The sequence below is a fragment of the Pseudomonas sp. NPDC087817 genome (assembly GCF_044742875.1).
Taxonomy (GTDB): Bacteria; Pseudomonadota; Gammaproteobacteria; order Pseudomonadales; family Pseudomonadaceae; genus Aquipseudomonas.
Map to the genome: position 1 here is coordinate 1 of NZ_JBIUVJ010000030.1, position 18,643 is coordinate 18,643.

Here is an 18,643-nt window from a genome sequence, read left to right on the forward strand (position 1 = left end):
TCCACCCCCCCCCGTCCCCCCCCCCCCCCCCTCCCCCCCCCCCCCCCCCCCCCCCCCCCCCCCCCCCCCCCCCCCCCCCCCCCCACTCGGTCAAAAACAAAAACACGCCCACCATCACCCCCATCGTCGATGACAAGATCATCACCAAGGAACGCGCGATCAAGGCCGGCATTCACGTGCCGGAGCTGTATGGCGTGATTTCCACCGAGAAGGAAATCGACAAGCTCGGCGAGATCATCGGCGGGCGCAGCGACTTCGTGATCAAACCGGCGCAAGGCGCCGGCGGTGACGGCATCATCGTCGTCGCCGACCGTTTCGAGGGTCGCTATCGCACGGTGTCGGGCAAGATCATTGCCCACGAAGAACTTGAGCACCACATCTCGAGCATCCTCACTGGCCTGTATTCGCTGGGCGGCCACCGTGATCGGGCGCTGATCGAATACCGCGTGACCCCGGATCAGATCTTCAAGAGCATCAGCTACGAAGGCGTGCCGGACATCCGCATCATCGTGCTCATGGGTTACCCGGTGATGGCGATGTTGCGCTTGCCGACCCGCCAGTCCGGCGGCAAGGCCAACCTGCACCAGGGTGCCATTGGTGTCGGTGTTGATCTGGCGACCGGTTTGACCCTGCGCGGCACCTGGCTTAACAACATCATCACCAAACACCCGGACACCACCAACGCGGTGGACGGCGTGCAACTGCCCTATTGGGACGGTTTCATGAAACTCGCTGCCGGCTGCTATGAGCTGTGTGGGTTGGGGTATATCGGTGTGGACATGGTCCTCGATCAGGAAAAAGGCCCGCTGATTCTGGAGCTGAATGCGCGGCCGGGGCTGAATATCCAGATCGCCAATGACTGCGGGCTGACCTTACGCACCCACGCGGTTGAAGCGCGACTGGAAGAGCTGAAGGCGCGTGGGGTGACCGAGTCGGTTGAAGAGCGGGTGGCGTTTACTCAGGAAATGTTTGGGCATATTCCTGCGGTCGAGGGCTAAAAGTTGAAGAGCCCCTCACCCTAACCCTCTCCCGGAGGGCGAGGGGACTGACCGAGGTGGATGTTGGAGCTACGCCAACTTGAAAGTCTTGAATCGAACTCAGAACTTGAAAAGCCCAGATCTGCTCTCCTCCCCGAAATATCGAGTCGAACCGAGGCTTTGAAAAGCATGAAGATCTGCTCCCTTTCCCCCTCGTCCCCCTTGGGGGAGAGGGCTGGGGTGAGGGGGTAGGCTTTTGACTTTGATCTGGGATCGGAGAGGACTACAATCCCCACCCCGCCTCAATGGCCGATCTGCCCCGCCCATGTTGACCTGCTCCGTACATCCACTGCCCTACCGCGCCAATCCCGCCGACTACTTCGCGGCCATCCGCCACGCGCCCGGCGCCGTGCTGCTCGACAGCGGCCGGCCAAGTGCCGACCGTGGCCGTTATGACTTGCTCAGTGCCTGGCCGCTGGAACAACTGGCGGTGTTGCGGGATGAAAGCGGCAGCCATTTCCTGCAACGCCTGCGTGACAATCTGAACCGTTTGGGCGAGGCACAACTGCCTGCCACTTATGAACTGCCGTTCGCTGGCGGATTGATCGGTTATCTGAGCTATGACTTTGGTCGGCACCTGGAAAACCTGCCGAGTCATGCACGAGATGATCTGCAACTGCCGGATGCCCAGTTTGGGTTGTATGACTGGGCATTGGTCAGCGATCACCAGGCTGGCACCAGTCAACTGGTGTTTCATCCGTCGATTGTCGACAGTGAAAAGCAGCGGCTGATCGGTCTGTTCACTCAACCGGTTGTTGAATCGCTGGCGCCGTTCAAGCTGAACCAACCGATGACCGCCGATCTTTCGGCTGACGACTACCACCAGGCCTTCGAGCGCATTCAGCATTACATTCAGGCCGGTGACTGCTATCAGGTCAACTTTGCCCAGCGTTTCCGAGCCTCATGCCAAGGCGACCCATGGTTGGCTTACTGCGAATTGCGCAAAGCCTGCCCGACACCGTTTTCCGGCTTCCAGAGCCTGCCCGATGGCGGCGCGGTGCTGAGCCTGTCGCCGGAGCGCTTCGTCAAGGTCAGCCAGCGCCAAGTGGAAACCCGCCCGATCAAAGGCACCCGCCCTCGAGGCCTGACCCCCGCCGAAGACGCGGCCAACGCCGCCGAACTGCTGGCCAGCCCGAAGGATCGCGCGGAAAACCTGATGATCGTCGACCTGCTGCGCAACGACCTCGGGCGCACCTGCCGCATTGGCTCGGTGCGCGTGCCGGAGTTATTCAGCCTGGAAAGCTATCCGAACGTACATCACTTGGTCAGCAGCGTGACCGGAGAACTGGCGGATGACCGCGATGCACTGGATCTGATCGCCGGCAGCTTCCCCGGCGGTTCGATCACCGGCGCGCCAAAGATTCGAGCCATGCAGATCATTGACGAACTGGAGCCGACCCGGCGCGGTTTGTATTGCGGGTCGTTGTTGTATCTGGACGTGCGCGGCGAGATGGACAGCTCCATCGCGATTCGCAGTCTGTTGGTCAAGGATGGGCAGGTGTGCTGCTGGGGCGGTGGCGGGATCGTCGCCGACTCGGACTGGCAGGCGGAGTATCAGGAGTCGATTACTAAAGTCAGAATCCTCCTGGAAACCCTGCAAAACCTCTGAGTAAAGATCGTTACCACGCTCTGCGTGGGAATGCAGCCCGGGGCGCTCTGCGTCCCATCCAAAGCCGAACGCGAAGCGTCCGTTGAAGCATTCCCACGCGGAGCGTGGGAACGATCATCAGGGAGCCATGCTTACAGGCTGAGGTCGCGGTTTGAGGCTTTGAGGAATTCCTGCTTCAGCTCGGCAAACGAGTGCACCGCCGGAAACTGCGGGAACTCGCGAATCACATTCTCCGGCGCATGGAACAGAATCCCCGCATCCGCCTCGCCGAGCATCGTGGTGTCGTTGTACGAATCACCCGCCGCAATCACCCGGTAGTACAGGCTCTTGAAGGCCAGCACCGACTGCCGTTTCGGATCTTTCTGACGCAACTGATAGCTGGTCACCCGCCCGCTTTCATCGGTAATCAGGCGATGGCAAAGCAGCGTCGGGAAGCCCAGTTGACGCATCAACGGCTGGGAGAACTCATAGAAGGTGTCCGACAGGATCACCACCTGAAAGCGCTCGCGCAGCCAGTTGACGAACTCCACCGCGCCGTCCAGCGGTTTCAGGGTGGCGATCACTTCTTGAATGTCCGACAGCTTCAAGCCATGTTCATCGAGGATGCGCAGACGCTGTTTCATCAGCACGTCGTAATCGGGAATGTCCCGGGTGGTGGCTTTGAGGGATTCGATTCCGGTTTTTTCGGCGAAGGCGATCCAGATTTCCGGTACCAGTACCCCTTCAAGATCCAGGCAAGCAATTTCCACAAGACACTCCCGTTTGTATTGATTATTGAGTCGAGCGAGCCCGAACTCTAGCGACTCCCCCACGCCCGCGCAACGCACAGCACGCCCCGCCAGACGCAGCTTTTTGTTACCATCGCCGCCATATAGAGCGCCCAGCGCCACCGACCTGTAGGAAGCCGCCCTGATGAGTGCAACGTTCGATGTCGTGGAACTCGCCACGACCTATGCCAACAAATCTGCGCAAGACATCCTCAAACTCGCCTTTGCCGAGTTCGGTGATGAGCTGTGGATATCTTTCAGCGGCGCCGAGGATGTGGTGCTGGTGGACATGGCCTGGAAGCTCAACAAGAACGTCAAGGTGTTCAGTCTCGACACCGGTCGCCTGCACCCGGAAACCTACCGATTCATCGATCAGGTGCGCGAGCACTACAAGATCGACATCGAACTGGTGTCGCCGGACTACACGAAACTGGAACCGTTCGTGAAGGAAAAAGGCCTGTTCAGTTTCTACAAGGACGGCCACGGTGAATGCTGCGGGATCCGCAAGATCGAGCCGCTGCGACGCAAGTTGTCCAGCGTCAAAGCCTGGGCCACGGGCCAGCGCCGCGACCAGAGCCCGGGCACGCGCAGCGCCGTGGCAGTGCTGGAAATCGACACCGCGTTCTCTACGCCTGAACGCACCCTGTACAAATTCAACCCGCTGGCGCAGATGACCAGCGAAGAGATCTGGGGTTACATCCGCATGCTTGAGCTGCCGTACAACAGCCTGCATGAACGCGGCTTTATCAGCATTGGCTGCGAACCGTGCACCCGCCCTGTCCTGCCCAATCAGCACGAGCGCGAAGGCCGTTGGTGGTGGGAAGAAGCCACGCAGAAAGAATGCGGGCTGCATGCGGGAAATATCATCAGCAAGGCGTAACCCCCTGCCACGATGATTTCCCCTTGTAGAAGTGAGCCTGCTCGCGATAGCGGTGTATCAGGCAAAAAATTCATCGACTGATACGCCCCTATCGCGAGCAGGCTCACTCCTACACTGGCTTCTAGCGACTCAAAAAAATGTGTACACAGGAATGTCACCATCGGTGCCATTTATGTGTGCACTTTTTGTTTTCACGCCCTGAAAAGTTACATCCCTTCTGAACGCCCCTCCGATTTGCCACCTCCGCAAAATCCCCCGCAAAAAATAAATACCTGTTCAATCGGTCAATTTATAACCAGCTACTTTCAATCACTTAGCGCTGCCAGATAACTTTTCGAAATGAGGATGGCTGCGCATAGATCGATAACTGGCACAGATCTGGCTTTGGTGCATACATGTTTTGTATACAAAACTGCAAAACATGACTAAACACTTTCGATCCGCAAGCCTGAAGCGCCCTATCCCGTACAGGCTGCAGATGCCCCGTAACCAGTGATGTTTGCTGGCCGCGACGAAGATTTGTCGAGCCCCGGGCTCATGCACAGTCATCGCGGCCCGCCCATCAGGAGCCTGCCGGAATGCGTACAAGTCTCTCCAACAACATCGCGCTGAATCTGCCCTCCTCCGCACTCGATCAGCCCTTGCCGTACGACGGTCTGGTCGAGCCGTTGCAACTGAGCCCCCGTCTGCACAACAGTGATCTGGCGCCGACCAAAGCCGAAGGTCGGCGCTGGGGCAAGTACAGCATTTTCGCCCTGTGGACCAATGACGTGCACAACATCGCCAACTACTCGTTTGCTATCGGCTTGTATGCCTTGGGGCTGGGCGGTTGGCAGATTCTGCTGTCGCTGGGGATAGGCGCGGCACTGGTCTACTTTTTCATGAACCTGTCCGGTTACATGGGGCAGAAAACCGGGGTGCCGTTTCCGGTGATCAGCCGGATCAGTTTCGGTATTCACGGCGCGCAAATTCCTGCGCTGATTCGGGCGGTTATCGCCATCGCCTGGTTCGGGATTCAGACGTATCTGGCGTCAGTGGTTTTCCGGGTGTTGCTCACGGCGGTCCATCCGGGCTTTGCTGAATACGACCACAACTCGATCCTCGGCCTGTCGACGTTGGGCTGGGTGTGTTTCGTGGCGATCTGGTTCGTGCAACTGGCAATCCTCGCCTACGGCATGGAAATGGTCCGCCGTTACGAGGCGTTCGCCGGCCCGGTGATTTTGCTCACCGTCGCCGCTCTCGCCGCATGGATGTACTTCCAGGCCAACGCAACCATCGCCTGGTCGATCCGCGAACCACTGACCGGCGGTGAGATGTGGCGCAATATTTTTGCCGGCAGCGCATTGTGGCTGGCGATTTACGGAACGTTGATCCTCAACTTCTGCGACTTCGCCCGCTCCTCGCCGTGCCGCAAAACCATCAAGGTCGGAAATTTCTGGGGTTTGCCGGTGAACATTCTGGTGTTCGCCGCGATTACTGTTCTGCTGTGTGGCGCGCAATTCCAGATCAACGGCCGGATCATCGAAAGTCCTACAGAAATCATCGCCTCGATTCCCAATACGTTCTTCCTGGTCCTCGGTTGCCTGGCGTTCCTGATTGTCACCGTGGCGGTGAACATCATGGCCAACTTCGTCGCCCCGGCGTTTGTCCTCAGCAATCTGGCGCCGAAATACCTGACCTTCCGCCGTGCCGGGCTGATCAGCGCGACCATCGCCGTGCTGATCCTGCCGTGGAACCTCTACAACAGCCCGCTGGTGATCGTGTACTTCCTGTCCGGTCTCGGCGCCCTGCTAGGCCCGTTGTACGGCGTGATCATGGTCGATTACTGGCTGATCCGCAAAGGTCGGATCAACGTTCCGCAGCTCTACAGCGAAGATCCCGACGGCGCCTATTACTACTACTACAGCCACGGGGTCAATTTCCGTGCGGTGGCGGCGTTTATTCCTGCGGCATTGATCCCCATCGTCCTGGCGCTGGTTCCCGGCTTCCACAGTGTTTCGCCGTTTTCCTGGCTGATCGGTGCGGGAATCGCCGGAATGCTCTACCTGATCATCGCCAAACGTCAGCCGCACTACGCCGACGTCAATGGCGAGTCCATCGCTGTCGACAACGTCTGCCACTAACTTCTTCGCGGCCCGGACTTCGGGCCGCAGAACTGCCCGCTATAAGGACTTCCCATGCGAATTCTCGTGGTCAACGTCAACACCACCGAATCCATCACTCAGGCCATCGCTCGCTCGGCGCAGGCTGTTGCATCACCCGGCACGGAAATCGTCGGTTTGACGCCGTACTTCGGCGCCGATTCGATTGAAGGCAATTTCGAAAGCTATCTGGCCGCCATCGCGGTGATGGATCGAGTGATGTCTTACGATCAGCCGTTCGATGCGGTGATCCAGGCCGGTTATGGCGAACATGGTCGCGAAGGTTTGCAGGAGCTGCTCAACGTACCGGTGGTGGACATCACCGATGCGGCGGCCAGTACAGCGATGTTTCTTGGCCACGCGTACTCGGTGGTCACCACGCTGGATCGCACAGTGCCGCTGATCGAGGATCGTTTGAAGTTGTCCGGTCTGTGGGATCGTTGCGCTTCGGTGCGGGCCAGTGGTCTGGCGGTTCTGGAGCTGGAACACGAGCCGCACCGCGCACTGGAAGCCATCGTGCATCAGGCGGAGTTGGCGGTGACGCAGGACAAGGCCGAAGTGATATGCCTGGGTTGCGGCGGAATGGCCGGGCTGGATGAGCAGATTCGCCGGCGCACCGGGGTACCGGTAGTGGACGGGGTGACGGCCGCGGTGACCATTGCGGAATCGCTGGTGCGCCTGGGGTTGTCGACGTCCAAGGTGCGGACGTACGCGACGCCGCGGCCGAAAAACATCATTGGCTGGCCGGGGCGGTTTGCCCGCTGAGTCATTTACGGAAATCGGGTCGCCCCATTCGCGAGCAGGCTCGCTCCCACAGGGGAGATGCATTCCAAATGTGGGAGCGAGCCTGCTCGCGAATGGGTTGACTCGGTCTCAAGCCTCACTCAGATAGCACTGAACCGCTGAGCCAACCCCTGCTGCGCAAACTGTTCAATCACAAAATCCACAAAAGCCCGAGTCTTGCCCGGCAACAATTTGTGCTCGGCGTAGTAGATCGAAATGTTGCCGTCATCGACAAACCAGTCCGGCAACACCCGCTGCAATGTTCCCGCCTCCAGATACCCCACCGCGAACGGCATGCTCACCAGCGCAATGCCCAACCCTTGTGCCGCCGTTGCACACGCCGCCTCGGAATCGCTCATGGTCATTCGCGACTTGAGGGTCAATGGTCGACAAAGCTGACTGCCGCTACTGATCAACTGCCAAGAGCGTACTCGACCGGTTTGCGGCGAACGAATCAGAATGCCATCGTGATGTTGCAGGTCATCCGGCTCGGCGATCGCCGCGTGCTTTTGCAGATAGTCAGCAGACGCCACCAACACGCGATGCGCGGGGGCCAATTTGCGTGCAACGACACCTTGGGGCAGTTCAAATCCGCCACCAATCGCCGCATCGAAACCCTGGCCAATTAAATCGACCTGACGGTTATCAAAATGCCAGTCAGGGTTGATCGCCGGGAACCGACGTAAAAACTCTTCCAGCAACGGCACGACGTACAAACGTCCGAACACCGTGCCCATACTGACTTTCAATGTCCCCGCTGGCAGGCCTTCGACACTGGCCAAATTGGCCACGGCATTCTGGATGGTCGTGAGACTGGCACTGACCTGACTCAAAAACAGCTGACCAGCCTCGGTCAGGGTCAAGCTGCGTGTACTACGCTGGAACAGCCGTACACCGAGCCGCACTTCAAGCTTCGCCACGCTCTTGCCGACGGCTGCCGGCGTCAGGCTCAAGCGCCGGGCGGCCTCGGCAAAGCTGCCGACTTCGGCGCTACGCACGAAGCATTCGATACTGCTGAAGGTTTCCATGATCGCCACTATAAACTTCTGGTTTACACAGACTATAGCAATCAGGGTCTACACGGTTGTCGATGCGCGGCCGATACTCGGCTCCAACAACAAGGCACCCCGCCTTGAAACATCTGGAGATCGAACATGACCACTCAACACCTCAGCGGCAAAGTCGCTCTGATTCAAGGCGGTTCCCGCGGCATCGGCGCTGCCATCGTCAAACGTCTGGCCGCTGAAGGCGCTGCTGTTGCCTTCACCTACGTCAGCTCAACCGCCAAGGCTGAAGAGTTGCAAAACAGCATCACTGCGAACGGCGGCAAGGCCCTGGCGATCAAGGCTGACAGTGCTGACGCCGCAGCCATTCGCCATGCGGTCAGCGCCACCGTCGAAGCCTTTGGCCGCCTCGACATTCTGGTCAACAACGCCGGGGTGCTGGCCATCGCTCCGCTGGAAGATTTCAAGCTGGAAGATTTTGATCAGACCTTGGCGATCAACGTACGCAGCGTGTTCATCGCTTCGCAGGAAGCCGCCAAACACATGGGCGAAGGCTCGCGCATCGTCAACATTGGCAGCACCAATGCTGACCGCATGCCCTTCGGCGGCGGCGGTGTCTACGCAATGAGCAAATCGGCACTGGTGGGTTTGACCAAAGGTCTGGCGCGGGATCTCGGCCCACGTGGCATCACCATCAACAACGTGCAACCCGGCCCGGTCGACACCGACATGAACCCGGCGCACGGTGACTTCGCCGAAAGCCTTATTCCGCTGATGGCGGTGGGTCGCTACGGTACAGCCGATGAAATCGCCGGTTTCGTCGCTTATCTGGTGGGGCCGGAAGCGGGTTACATCACCGGTGCAAGCCTGACCATTGACGGTGGTTTCGGCGCCTGATCCTCTGATTCGTCTTTACGAAAAACGCCGCCCCTCTTTAAACGGGGGGGCGGCGTTTTTTCATGCTGCGTTCAGGCCCATTCCAGCGCTGGCAAGCCACAGGCGCTCGGGACAAACCCTTTCAACGACCGAAGAATCCCGTCGGCGTGTGCGTATTTTTCATCGGCCATGGCGGCGTCGGGGATAGCGATGGCGGTCATGCCTGCTGCTTTCGCTGCAGTGACGCCAAACGGCGAATCCTCGAACACCAGACAATCCTCGGGCGCGACACCCAGACGGCGGGCGGCGGTCAGGAAAATATCCGGCGCCGGCTTGGCTGCGCCGACTTCCGGATCGTCTGCCGTAACGATGAAATCGAACAGCGCAAACCAGTCACGGTGCAACGTGGTTTTCTGGCCGAACGACTGCCGCGACGAACTGGTGCCCACGGCGATCGGAATGTTGTGCGCCTTGAGGTGGCGAATCAGCTCCTCCGCCCCGGGCATCGCTTGTGCAGTAGGGAAACGCTCGCGCATCAGCGGCTCGCGAATCACCAGAAACTCTTCGGCAGTGATCGGCAAATCCAGCGCCTGCACAACATAGTTCGCCAGATCGTTGGCCCCACGGCCAATGATGTTCTGCTTGATGCTCCAGTCGAAGGTACGCCCGTAACGCCCGGCAATCAGCGAGGTGACCTCGGTGTAAATGCCCTCGGTGTCCAGCAGCAAACCGTCCATATCGAAAATCACGGCCTTGATCGGGCCGAACGCCTTCAGCGGTGCATTCATCATCGGATCCGTTTTCAAAGACATCCCGGGCGACGACTGGCGCCGCTGCTCGGATCTGATTAAAGGGTTCAGCAGCATAACGAGCGCAACGGACATTGAGCAACGGGCAATGTTCTCTGCGGCGATGAGGGCCTGCACAACCACAGGCCCTGAAGATTCAAACTTTACGCCATCGGCATTTAGAAGCCATCGGGAATTCGGTCACTGCTCATCTTCATCCTCTTCGTCTTCCATATCCGCCTCATCAGCATCGTTCAACGGCACCGTCGCGTCATCCATCAGCGACCCCGGATCCTCATTCCCCGGATCATTGATAAATGGCAGCCCACTCGGGCCTTTTTCTTCCTTGCCTTCGGTTTCGGGAGTCATGGCAAACCTCACAATTCGGGGTGTGTATGACGTTCGAAACGCCTTACAGCCAATCGTTCCCCCTACCGGCAAAAACGAAAAACCCGGCTCACGACCGGGTTTTTGTCTAACCATCCATCAACGATGGCGGTTCTTATGTTTGTTCTTATGCTTGTGACCACCACCGGAATGAGACTTCCCGCCATCGTCGCCCAGGTTGTTACCGACCGCACCACCCGCCGCGCCTCCCAATCCTGCACCGACAGCCGATCCGGTTGAGCCGCCAAGACTGTTACCGATCACTGAACCGCCCGCTGCACCGAGGCCGCCACCAATGGCCGCCTCGGTGCGATTGCGTTTATTCGCCCCGACGGCACCGCCAGCCGCGCCACCTACACCGGCGCCGACCGCCGCACCGGTGCTACCACCGAGTTGTCCGCCGACGACATTGCCCAGCACGCCACCCAGCCCTCCACCAACGGCTGCCGAACCATCACCGGCGGCCATCGCGCCCTGAGCCACCAGCAATCCGAAAAACAGTGCAGATAATGACAAACGCATATGAACCTCACAGTTCCCGAATCGGGACAGTTCGCCCACACAAGGGCCTATGTGAGATTGGAGACATCGGCGGGAAAAACGTTCAGCCATGAAAAAGCCCGGCATTGAGCCGGGCTTTTTCTGACAAGCGTTTTGGATCAGTGACGCTTGTGACCTTTCGACAGGTTGCTGCCTACCGCACCGCCCGCCGCGCCGCCCAGGCCGGCACCAATGGTCGCGCCGGTCCTGCCGCCGAGGCTGTTGCCGATTACCGAACCGCCAGCTGCACCGACACCGCCGCCGATGGCTGCTTTGGTGCGACTGCCTTTACGCGCCGCCATCGCACTACCCGCTGCGCCCGCAACGCCAGCGCCAATCGCGGCACCGGTGCTGCCGCCCATTTTCTGGCCGACAACGTTACCCAGCGCGCCACCCAGACCACCGCCCAGCGCCGCGGTGCCGTCACCAGCAGCCATCGCACCTTGAGCAACGAAAAGCCCCAGAACCAAAGCAGGCAGTGTTAAACGCATGACGGAAACCTCAAAAATTGGGATGACAAAAAGGGCCGGGATTTAATGTCTTCGGAGCGCAAAAGTCCAGACGAAATCGGAGCGCTGCGCGCACTCGGCGCCGATTGGACAGCGATTCTGGAAAAGGTTTTATGACAGGAAAAAAAAAGCCCGCTGGGGAGACGGGCTGGAGACTTGCTTTCTAACGGATGGCTTCACCCTACTTTGACGAACGTGAAAAGTTTGTGAAAACCTAAAAAACCACGTAGGACATTTCCCAGCTCGTTTGCCACACGTAAAAAACCCCGTTCGTTGACGGGGTTGTTAGCAGCCGGATTATTTGCGGGCGCGGATCGCGACCTTGGGTAGAAATTTCGCCTTCGGCCCTTTCGGTGCCGTGGACTTGATCTTGCCGGTCTGCACCGGGTCCTCGCCAAAACCAGACTGGTACTCGGTCTGGCCGCACCGTACGCAGTTGTTGAAGGAAAATTCAGCGCCATCGTCTTCGATATACGGATCAGTCATACCTTCGCCCCTTCAAATCGGGTCGACACCGGCAAAGCGCTTTTGCCTGAAAAAATATCGACCTCCCAGACTTTTGAGACTAGCCGGTCATTCCTGGACTTGTTATTCAGATGAACTGATGCCCGACGAATGGCCTACACCGAATCACCCCTCCGATACGCCCCACCTTGTCGCCATCGACCTGGATGGGCTCACATGGCTTGGGATCAAAATTCAGCGCAACTTCACTGCGGTACCGGTTGCGAACACCACAACCATCCCACCCTTACCGCCAGGCATGCTGATCTCAAAGTCCAACCCGACCACCGCATCGGCTTGCAGGGCAAGCGCCCGCTCCTTGATTTCTTCAGTCGCCTGAATCCGCGCCTCCTTCAAAGCCCGTTCCAGCGTCTGCGAACGACCACCAAAAAAATCGCGCATGCCAGCGAACATGTCACGGATCACATTGACGCCCTGCACCGACTCGGCGCTGACAATGTCCAGATATGCAGTGATCTGACGGCCTTCAATGGCGTGAGTGGTGGAAATGATCATGAAATCGTCCTTTTACTGGTAAATAAATGCGCAATTGTAATCCCTGCCAAAGGTGAGGCGGACTTCGGCGGCGCGTCCGAAAAAATCTAGACGCCAGAAACCACAAAACCCCTGACTTCTTTCGAAATCAGGGGTTTTGTGTACTGAATGTGGCGGTGAAGGAGAGATTCGAACTCTCGATACAGTTTCCTGTATACACACTTTCCAGGCGTGCTCCTTAAGCCACTCGGACACTTCACCGTATCTCTTCAAACATGTTCTGTCTGTCGAGGCGCGCTAATGTAGTCGAAAGCTTTTCCGATGGCAAACTTTTTTTCAGAATTTTCATGCGGTTAAGAGAAAAAGTCGTTTTGCCCCGCCGATGAGTCATGGCAAACCGGCCAATCTTCGGTGGGCATGGCCCTTCTATATAGAAGCAGAACGGCGCGGTACGCCGGTTGAGCCGGTAATCGGTGACCGGCGGGTCAGTCACGGCGCTTTACCTGGCCTGCGGTGGTGGGTAACGTCTGCCCATCTTTCTTACAAGGAATAGCGTCATGAGTGAGTTGATTGCCTACCACCTCGAAGACGGTATCGCGACCCTGACCCTGAGTAACGGCAAGGTCAATGCCATTTCCCCGGACGTGATTGCGGCGTTCAACGCGGCGCTGGATCAGGCGGTTGCTGATCGTGCCATCGTGATCATTACCGGCCAGCCAGGGGTTCTGTCCGGCGGGTACGACCTGAAAGTCATGACTGCCGGCCCTAAAGAAGCGGTTTCGCTGGTGACCGCCGGCTCGACGCTGGCTCGTCGCTTACTCTCTCACCCCTTCCCGGTGATCGTTGCCTGCCCAGGTCATGCCGTGGCTAAGGGTGCCTTTATTCTGTTGTCCGCCGATTACCGCATCGGTGTCGATGGCCCGTTCAGCATTGGTCTGAACGAAGTGCAGATCGGTATGACCATGCACCATGCCGGTATCGAGCTGGCCCGTGATCGCCTGCGTCGCTCGGCGTTTCACCGCTCGGTGATCAATGGCGAGATGTTCGATCCGCAAAGTGCTGTGGATGCTGGCTTCCTCGACAAGGTAGTTGCCGCCGAGGAACTGCAAGGCGCCGCCCTCGCTGCTGCGCGTCAGTTGAAAAAGATCAACATGACTGCGCACAAAAACACCAAGCTGAAAGTGCGCAAAGCCCTGCTGGAAACCCTGGATAACGCGATCATCCAGGATCAGGAACATTTGGGTTAATCACCCGGTTACCGCCATAAAGAACAGCCCGACCGTCGTGTCGGGCTTTTTCTTGCATGCACGGTTTACAAAACCTCAATAGCTCTAGGACGCGTCTGACAACCCAGTCGGAAACATGCGCTTAAACATCGGCTATCTCCGGACTCTATAGCGGCAATTGCCGAAAACAGTGCACATCCGTACACTGCGCCACCTTTTGTCCCGGTGGGGCCTGAAAATGCTGTTCGTGTTTCGTATGTTATTGATGGGCCTGCACTTTATGGTGGCGGGTGTACTTGGGGTGATTCTCGGGGTGTGCCGCCCATTCAACCCGGACAACAGCCGTCTGTGCGCGCGCCTCTACGCATTGCCGGCCATGTGCATTCTGCGTCTGCGAGTGAAGACCGATGTCAGCGGCTTGATGAACAAGCCCGACAGTTGCGTAATCATCGCCAACCATCAATCCAACTATGATCTGTTCGTGTTCGGTAACGTCGTTCCGCGCCGGACTGTCTGCATTGGCAAGAAGAGCCTGAAATGGGTGCCGCTGTTCGGGCAACTGTTCTGGCTGGCCGGAAACGTGTTGATCGACCGTGGGAATGCGCACAAAGCGCGCCAATCGATGCTCACCACGACGAATACCTTGCAGAACGAAGACACGTCGATCTGGGTATTTCCGGAAGGCACACGCAACCTCGGCGAAGAGCTGCTGCCATTCAAGAAAGGCGCGTTCCAGATGGCGATTGCCGCCGGGGTGCCGATCGTTCCGGTGTGTGTCAGCAGTTATATCAAGCACATGCGCCTGAATCGCTGGCGCAGCGGGAAAATTCTCATACGCTCGCTGCCGGCCATTCCTACCGCCGGAATGACCATGGACGACATGCCCATGCTCATCCAGCAGTGCCGCGAACAGATGCGCGAGTGCATCGCATCGATGGATCGACAACTGCAAGCCGCGTGAAAAACAAACCCGCCCTGTGCGGGTTTTTCTTTGCCCGCTGAACTGTGCAGATTTCACTGACTCTCAAGCAGCGACACGGCTAAGCTAAAGCCTTGTATTCCCTGCCACTGCCAAGAAGAAGTGAACCACCACCATGGGTCGAGTTGTTGCCGCTGCGGTGTACAGCGCGGGTAAGAAAGTCACCAATATTTCCCTTGATGAAGGCGCCGCCTGGGCCGCGAAAACCGGCCACTTTGTGTGGATCGGTCTTGAGGAGCCGAACGCGCAAGAGCTGGCCAACCTGCAGCGACAGTTCAACCTGCACGAACTGGCCATCGAAGATGCCTTGGAGAAACACAGTCGGCCGAAGCTGGAAACCTTTGGCGACGCTTTGTTTATCGTCACCTACTCGCCCATCCGCGAACACGGGATCCTGCAGTTCATCGAAACCCACATTTTCGCGGGCAAGGGCTACATCATTACCGCGCGCAACGGCCACTCGGCGTCCTACGCCCATGTCCGTCAACGTTGTGAGGCGCGTCCGCTGTTGCTGGAGCATGGGGAAGATTTCGTACTTTATGCGCTGCTCGATTTCGTCATCGAGAACTATCAGCCTGTGGGCGAAGCGATTCATGCCGAGATTGATGAGCTTGAACGTAACGTGTTGTGCAGTGCATTGAACGAACACGACATCCAGAAGCTGCACGGCTTGCGCCGTGATGTTGTTCGCTTGCGCCGATACGCAGCGCCGATGGTGGAAATCAGCGAAGAGCTACAGAAGCTCAGCTTTCCCTTCATCGACAAGAACATGCGCCCCTACTTTCGCGATGTGCAGATCCATGTGACGCGGCAGATGGAAGACCTGACAACGCTGGCCGACATTGCCAGCCAGACCATCGAAATTGGTGTGTTGCTGGAAGCGTCACGGCAGAGCGTGGTGCAGCGCAAGTTTGCCGCGTGGGCGGCGATTCTGGCGTTTCCGACGGCGGTGGCGGGGATTTACGGGATGAACTTCCAGAACATGCCGGAGTTGAGCTGGCATTACGGATACTTCGCCGTGTTGGGCTTTATTACAGTGGGGTGTGTGAGTTTGTGGGCGAGTTTCAAGCGCTCGGGGTGGTTGTAGACCTGTGGCGAGGGAGCAAGCTCCCTCGCCACAGTGTCCGTATCAGGCTTTAAACGGCTTTAGCCTCAGGCTTGTGCGCCACAAAACGCATCATCCACTCAGCCACCGTGGTGCCATGGTGCTCCTGCTCCAGGCTGGCGACGCCTTTGCTGTAAATCTGCGAACCCAGTGCTTCCTGACGCAGGTCCAGTAGCGCACGCGAATAATCGTGAATGAATTCCGGATGCCCCTGGAAACACAGCACCTGATCATTGATGTGATACGCCGCAAACGGGCAGAAATCACTGGAAGCAATGACCGTAGCGTTTTCCGGTAGCGCAGTGACCTGATCCTGGTGGCTGATCAGCAACGTCAGCTCTTCACGCACAGGGTTCATCCACGGCGCCTTGGCCGCGAGTTTGTAGTTGTGGGTACCGACGCCCCAACCCTGGGTTGCGCGTTCGCTCTTGCCACCGAGCAATAGCGCCAGCAGTTGATGGCCGAAACATACGCCAAGCAGTTTGTCGCCACGCTCGTAACGGTTCAGCAGGTATTCCTTGAGGGTCTGAATCCACGGATCAGTGCCAAACGAATCGGCCTTGCTGCCGGTGACCAGGTACGCATCGAAGGTCTGTTCGTCGCTCGGGTATTCGCCCTGCATCACGTTGTAGACCGTGAACTCGGCGGCAATCGGTTGCTGCGAGAACAGGCGCTGAAACATCTGCCCATAACCCTGATATTGATCGACCAGTTCCGGACGCAGGATGTCGGTTTCCAGAATGCAGATGCGTAGCGACATAAAAAATACCTGACACGTGATGGGAATAATGAACACCCCAGAGCCTGCCTTGAAACACCCTGGCAAGGCAAGCCCCGGAATGTATTCCCTATCGCCTAGAACAGCTCTCCTTTCGCCGCTTTTTCCAGCAACAGCGCAGGTGGCGCAAAACGCTCGCCATATTGCTCCGCCAGATACTGCGCGCGCGCAACGAAATCCTTAACGCCGTACTGGTTGATGAACTGCAATGCCCCACCGGTCCATGCCGCAAAACCGATGCCGAAGATCGAACCGACGTTGGCGTCCGCCGTCGAGGTGAGTACGCCCTCCTCCACGCAACGCACGGTCTCGATGGCTTGCACGAACAGCAACCGGTCGCGCACGTCCTTCGGCGAGATTTGCCCGTCGGCCTTCTCAAAACGGGTCTTCAGTTCTGGCCACAAATGTTTCTGGCCACCGACCGGGTATTCGTAGAAACCGCCACCTGCGGCCTTGCCTGGACGCTTGTATTCGTTGAGCAGCAAGTCAATCACGGCGAACGCCGGGTGCTCAATCAGCGGTTTCCCTTCTGCCTGTAGGTCCTTGGCAGTTTGCTTGCGGATATGGCTCATCAGGCTGAGGGAAACTTCGTCGGAGATCGCCAGAGGCCCGACCGGCATCCCGGCCTTGCGCGCTTCGGTCTCGATCATCGGCGCGCTCACTCCTTCGCCGAGCATGGCGATGCCTTCATTGGTGAAGGTGCCGAACACCCGTGAGGTGAAGAAACCGCGACTGTCGTTGACCACGATCGGGGTTTTCTTGATTTGCAGGACGAAATCGAACCCGCGCGCCAGGGTTTCGTCGCTGGTCTGCGCGCCTTTGATGATCTCCACCAGCGGCATTTTCTCCACCGGGCTGAAGAAATGCAGGCCGATGAATTTGCTTTGATCGGGCACGGCGGTCGCCAGACCGGTGATCGGCAAGGTCGAAGTGTTAGAGGCAATGACAGCCTCAGCGCCGACGACTTTCTGCGCGGCTGCCGAGACTTTGCCTTTCAGTTCGCGATCTTCAAACACTGCCTCAATGATCAGATCACACCCGGCCAGATCGCCATCGTTTTCACTGGTCTGGATCCGCGCCAGAACCGCTTCCCGCTGCGCAGCATCCATCTGACCGCGCGCCACTTTCTTGTCCAGCAGCGCTGCCGAATGGGCTTTGCCCTTCTCTGCTGCGGCAAGATTGACGTCCTTGAGCACCACCTCGATACCGGCCGAGGCGCTGACAAAAGCGATTCCGGCGCCCATCATCCCGGCGCCGAGCACACCGACCTTGCGCGTGACGAACGGCGTAAAACCTTGCGGACGCGAGCCACCGGCATTGATCTCGTTGAGTTGAAACCAGAAGGTACCAATCAGGTTTTTCGAGATCTGCCCGGTGGTCAACTCGGTGAAGTAGCGGGTTTCGATCAGGTGTGCAGTGTCGAAATCCACCTGCGCGCCTTCGACGGCCGCGCAGAGAATTTTCTCTGGCGCAGGCAACGTGCCTTGAGTTTTGGTGCGCAGGATCGACGGTGCAATCGCGAGCATTTGCGCGACTTTCGGATTCGACGGTGTGCCGCCGGGAATCTGATAGCCTTTCACGTCCCAACGCTGCACCGCCGTCGGATTGGCAATGATCCACGCGCGCGCCTTGGCCAGTAACTCATCGCGATCCGTCGCCAGCTCGTCGATCAAACCGGCCTGCAACGCCTGTTGCGGACGGACCTTTTTGCCTTCGAGCAGATACGGCAGCGCCTTTTCGATACCGAGCATGCGCACCATACGCACTACCCCGCCGCCGCCCGGCAGCAGGCCCAGAGTGACTTCCGGCAGACCCAGTTGCACTGACGAATCGTCCAGCGCCACGCGGTGATGACACGCGAGACAGATTTCCCAACCCCCGCCCAACGCCGCGCCGTTAATGGCCGCGACCACCGGTTTGCCGAGGGTTTCCAAAGTGCGCAATTGCCCCTTGAGGGTCAGCACCATGTCATAGAAGGCCTTGGCCTCGGGCTTGCCGACCTTGATCAATTCATTCAGGTCGCCGCCGGCAAAGAAGGTTTTCTTCGCTGAGGTAATGATGACCCCGGCGATGCTGTCTCTTTCACTGACAAGCCGGGCAACACAGGCCGCCATCGCCTCGCGGTACACGGCGTTCATGGTATTGGCGCTCTGGCCCGGCATGTCGATAGTCAGGACGACGATGGCGTCCTGGCCTTTTTCGTAACGAATGGCTTCGCTCATAACAAGGTTCCTT

19 protein-coding genes, 1 tRNA gene and 1 pseudogene are annotated in these 18,643 nt (G+C 58.3%); 9 read left to right on the forward strand and 12 right to left on the reverse strand.

Going from position 1 to position 18,643, the window contains the following annotated elements; all coding sequences use genetic code 11:
• Positions 1-107: 107 nt before the first annotated feature.
• Both ACIONG_RS18585 and pabB read left to right on the forward strand, forming a co-directional pair.
• A pseudogene (locus ACIONG_RS18585) lies at positions 108-998 on the forward strand (alpha-L-glutamate ligase-like protein); the annotation flags it as partial.
• Positions 999-1,302: 304 nt separating this feature from the next.
• Positions 1,303-2,646, forward strand: a complete 1,344-nt coding sequence (gene pabB, locus ACIONG_RS18590) for an aminodeoxychorismate synthase component I (protein ID WP_401301782.1) — start codon at positions 1,303-1,305, stop codon at positions 2,644-2,646.
• 131 nt (positions 2,647-2,777) lie between these two features.
• On the opposite strand, the gene thrH is transcribed toward pabB, so the two are convergent.
• Positions 2,778-3,395 (reverse strand): bifunctional phosphoserine phosphatase/homoserine phosphotransferase ThrH, encoded by a 618-nt coding sequence (gene thrH / locus ACIONG_RS18595; protein WP_401301785.1) that lies wholly within the window; start codon positions 3,393-3,395, stop codon positions 2,778-2,780.
• Between the two features lie 163 nt (positions 3,396-3,558).
• On the opposite strand from thrH, the gene ACIONG_RS18600 reads away from it, so the two are divergent.
• From ACIONG_RS18600 to ACIONG_RS18610, 3 genes are all read left to right on the forward strand, one after another.
• The gene (locus ACIONG_RS18600; RefSeq protein ID WP_103303863.1) at positions 3,559-4,293 is read left to right on the forward strand and encodes a phosphoadenylyl-sulfate reductase; all 735 of its coding nucleotides are present in this window, start codon (positions 3,559-3,561) and stop codon (positions 4,291-4,293) included.
• Between the two features lie 578 nt (positions 4,294-4,871).
• Entirely contained in the window at positions 4,872-6,416 is a 1,545-nt protein-coding gene (locus ACIONG_RS18605) for an NCS1 family nucleobase:cation symporter-1 (RefSeq protein WP_401301790.1), read from the forward strand.
• 54 nt (positions 6,417-6,470) lie between these two features.
• Complete coding sequence (locus ACIONG_RS18610; RefSeq protein ID WP_103303861.1) at positions 6,471-7,199, forward strand: aspartate/glutamate racemase family protein; 729 nt, start codon at positions 6,471-6,473, stop codon at positions 7,197-7,199.
• Between the two features lie 119 nt (positions 7,200-7,318).
• Here the strand turns inward: ACIONG_RS18610 and ACIONG_RS18615 are convergent, their stop codons facing one another.
• Positions 7,319-8,245 (reverse strand): LysR family transcriptional regulator, encoded by a 927-nt coding sequence (locus ACIONG_RS18615; protein ID WP_401301793.1) that lies wholly within the window; start codon positions 8,243-8,245, stop codon positions 7,319-7,321.
• Between the two features lie 126 nt (positions 8,246-8,371).
• Between ACIONG_RS18615 and ACIONG_RS18620 the strand changes: the two genes are divergently transcribed.
• Complete coding sequence (locus ACIONG_RS18620; RefSeq protein WP_103303860.1) at positions 8,372-9,118, forward strand: 3-oxoacyl-ACP reductase family protein; 747 nt, start codon at positions 8,372-8,374, stop codon at positions 9,116-9,118.
• Positions 9,119-9,189: 71 nt separating this feature from the next.
• Here ACIONG_RS18620 and ACIONG_RS18625 read toward each other — a convergent pair whose 3' ends face one another.
• From ACIONG_RS18625 to ACIONG_RS18660, 8 genes are all read right to left on the reverse strand, one after another.
• On the reverse strand, positions 9,190-9,885 hold the full coding sequence (locus ACIONG_RS18625; RefSeq protein WP_103303859.1) for an HAD-IA family hydrolase: 696 nt from the start codon (positions 9,883-9,885) through the stop codon (positions 9,190-9,192).
• A 201-nt stretch (positions 9,886-10,086) separates the two neighbouring features.
• Positions 10,087-10,254: a hypothetical protein gene (locus tag ACIONG_RS18630; RefSeq protein WP_177431394.1), complete on the reverse strand. Its 168-nt coding sequence runs from the start codon at positions 10,252-10,254 to the stop codon at positions 10,087-10,089.
• Between the two features lie 117 nt (positions 10,255-10,371).
• Positions 10,372-10,794 (reverse strand): YMGG-like glycine zipper-containing protein, encoded by a 423-nt coding sequence (locus tag ACIONG_RS18635; protein WP_103303858.1) that lies wholly within the window; start codon positions 10,792-10,794, stop codon positions 10,372-10,374.
• A gap of 137 nt (positions 10,795-10,931) precedes the next feature.
• A complete protein-coding gene (locus tag ACIONG_RS18640) occupies positions 10,932-11,303 on the reverse strand; it encodes a glycine zipper domain-containing protein (RefSeq protein ID WP_103303857.1) in 372 nt (123 codons plus the stop codon).
• Positions 11,304-11,618: 315 nt separating this feature from the next.
• Entirely contained in the window at positions 11,619-11,807 is a 189-nt protein-coding gene (locus ACIONG_RS18645; protein WP_401301798.1) for a hypothetical protein, read from the reverse strand.
• A gap of 213 nt (positions 11,808-12,020) precedes the next feature.
• Positions 12,021-12,341, reverse strand: coding sequence for a YbjQ family protein (locus ACIONG_RS18650; protein WP_401301801.1), 321 nt, complete (start codon positions 12,339-12,341; stop codon positions 12,021-12,023).
• A gap of 150 nt (positions 12,342-12,491) precedes the next feature.
• Positions 12,492-12,581: transfer RNA gene (locus ACIONG_RS18655), tRNA-Ser, on the reverse strand.
• Positions 12,577-12,813: a hypothetical protein gene (locus ACIONG_RS18660; protein ID WP_213028048.1), complete on the reverse strand. Its 237-nt coding sequence runs from the start codon at positions 12,811-12,813 to the stop codon at positions 12,577-12,579. Before ACIONG_RS18660 ends, ACIONG_RS18655 begins: the two co-directional genes overlap by 5 nt.
• A gap of 64 nt (positions 12,814-12,877) precedes the next feature.
• Here ACIONG_RS18660 and ACIONG_RS18665 point away from each other — a divergent pair, with 64 nt between their 5' ends.
• From ACIONG_RS18665 to ACIONG_RS18675, 3 genes are all read left to right on the forward strand, one after another.
• Complete coding sequence (locus tag ACIONG_RS18665; RefSeq protein WP_401301805.1) at positions 12,878-13,567, forward strand: crotonase/enoyl-CoA hydratase family protein; 690 nt, start codon at positions 12,878-12,880, stop codon at positions 13,565-13,567.
• Between the two features lie 217 nt (positions 13,568-13,784).
• Entirely contained in the window at positions 13,785-14,507 is a 723-nt protein-coding gene (locus ACIONG_RS18670) for a 1-acyl-sn-glycerol-3-phosphate acyltransferase (RefSeq protein WP_213028047.1), read from the forward strand.
• Between the two features lie 133 nt (positions 14,508-14,640).
• Complete coding sequence (locus ACIONG_RS18675; protein WP_201239405.1) at positions 14,641-15,612, forward strand: magnesium and cobalt transport protein CorA; 972 nt, start codon at positions 14,641-14,643, stop codon at positions 15,610-15,612.
• A 49-nt stretch (positions 15,613-15,661) separates the two neighbouring features.
• Here the strand turns inward: ACIONG_RS18675 and ACIONG_RS18680 are convergent, their stop codons facing one another.
• Positions 15,662-16,390 (reverse strand): amidotransferase, encoded by a 729-nt coding sequence (locus ACIONG_RS18680; RefSeq protein ID WP_103303816.1) that lies wholly within the window; start codon positions 16,388-16,390, stop codon positions 15,662-15,664.
• A 95-nt stretch (positions 16,391-16,485) separates the two neighbouring features.
• Entirely contained in the window at positions 16,486-18,630 is a 2,145-nt protein-coding gene (locus ACIONG_RS18685) for a 3-hydroxyacyl-CoA dehydrogenase NAD-binding domain-containing protein (RefSeq protein WP_401301810.1), read from the reverse strand.
• Positions 18,631-18,643 lie beyond the last annotated feature (13 nt).

Excerpts from the sequence above, each read along its gene's own strand:
- pabB (WP_401301782.1), top strand. The coding sequence starts at position 1,303 with ATGTTGACCTGCTCCGTACATCCACTGCCCTACCGCGCCAATCCCGCC.
- ACIONG_RS18600 (WP_103303863.1), top strand. The coding sequence starts at position 3,559 with ATGAGTGCAACGTTCGATGTCGTGGAACTCGCCACGACCTATGCCAAC.
- ACIONG_RS18605 (WP_401301790.1), top strand. The coding sequence starts at position 4,872 with ATGCGTACAAGTCTCTCCAACAACATCGCGCTGAATCTGCCCTCCTCC.
- ACIONG_RS18610 (WP_103303861.1), top strand. The coding sequence starts at position 6,471 with ATGCGAATTCTCGTGGTCAACGTCAACACCACCGAATCCATCACTCAG.
- ACIONG_RS18615 (WP_401301793.1), bottom strand. The coding sequence starts at position 8,245 with ATGGAAACCTTCAGCAGTATCGAATGCTTCGTGCGTAGCGCCGAAGTC.
- ACIONG_RS18620 (WP_103303860.1), top strand. The coding sequence starts at position 8,372 with ATGACCACTCAACACCTCAGCGGCAAAGTCGCTCTGATTCAAGGCGGT.
- ACIONG_RS18625 (WP_103303859.1), bottom strand. The coding sequence starts at position 9,885 with ATGAATGCACCGCTGAAGGCGTTCGGCCCGATCAAGGCCGTGATTTTC.
- ACIONG_RS18630 (WP_177431394.1), bottom strand. The coding sequence starts at position 10,254 with ATGACTCCCGAAACCGAAGGCAAGGAAGAAAAAGGCCCGAGTGGGCTG.
- ACIONG_RS18635 (WP_103303858.1), bottom strand. The coding sequence starts at position 10,794 with ATGCGTTTGTCATTATCTGCACTGTTTTTCGGATTGCTGGTGGCTCAG.
- ACIONG_RS18640 (WP_103303857.1), bottom strand. The coding sequence starts at position 11,303 with ATGCGTTTAACACTGCCTGCTTTGGTTCTGGGGCTTTTCGTTGCTCAA.
- ACIONG_RS18645 (WP_401301798.1), bottom strand. The coding sequence starts at position 11,807 with ATGACTGATCCGTATATCGAAGACGATGGCGCTGAATTTTCCTTCAAC.
- ACIONG_RS18650 (WP_401301801.1), bottom strand. The coding sequence starts at position 12,341 with ATGATCATTTCCACCACTCACGCCATTGAAGGCCGTCAGATCACTGCA.
- ACIONG_RS18665 (WP_401301805.1), top strand. The coding sequence starts at position 12,878 with ATGAGTGAGTTGATTGCCTACCACCTCGAAGACGGTATCGCGACCCTG.
- ACIONG_RS18670 (WP_213028047.1), top strand. The coding sequence starts at position 13,785 with ATGCTGTTCGTGTTTCGTATGTTATTGATGGGCCTGCACTTTATGGTG.
- ACIONG_RS18675 (WP_201239405.1), top strand. The coding sequence starts at position 14,641 with ATGGGTCGAGTTGTTGCCGCTGCGGTGTACAGCGCGGGTAAGAAAGTC.
- ACIONG_RS18680 (WP_103303816.1), bottom strand. The coding sequence starts at position 16,390 with ATGTCGCTACGCATCTGCATTCTGGAAACCGACATCCTGCGTCCGGAA.
- ACIONG_RS18685 (WP_401301810.1), bottom strand. The coding sequence starts at position 18,630 with ATGAGCGAAGCCATTCGTTACGAAAAAGGCCAGGACGCCATCGTCGTC.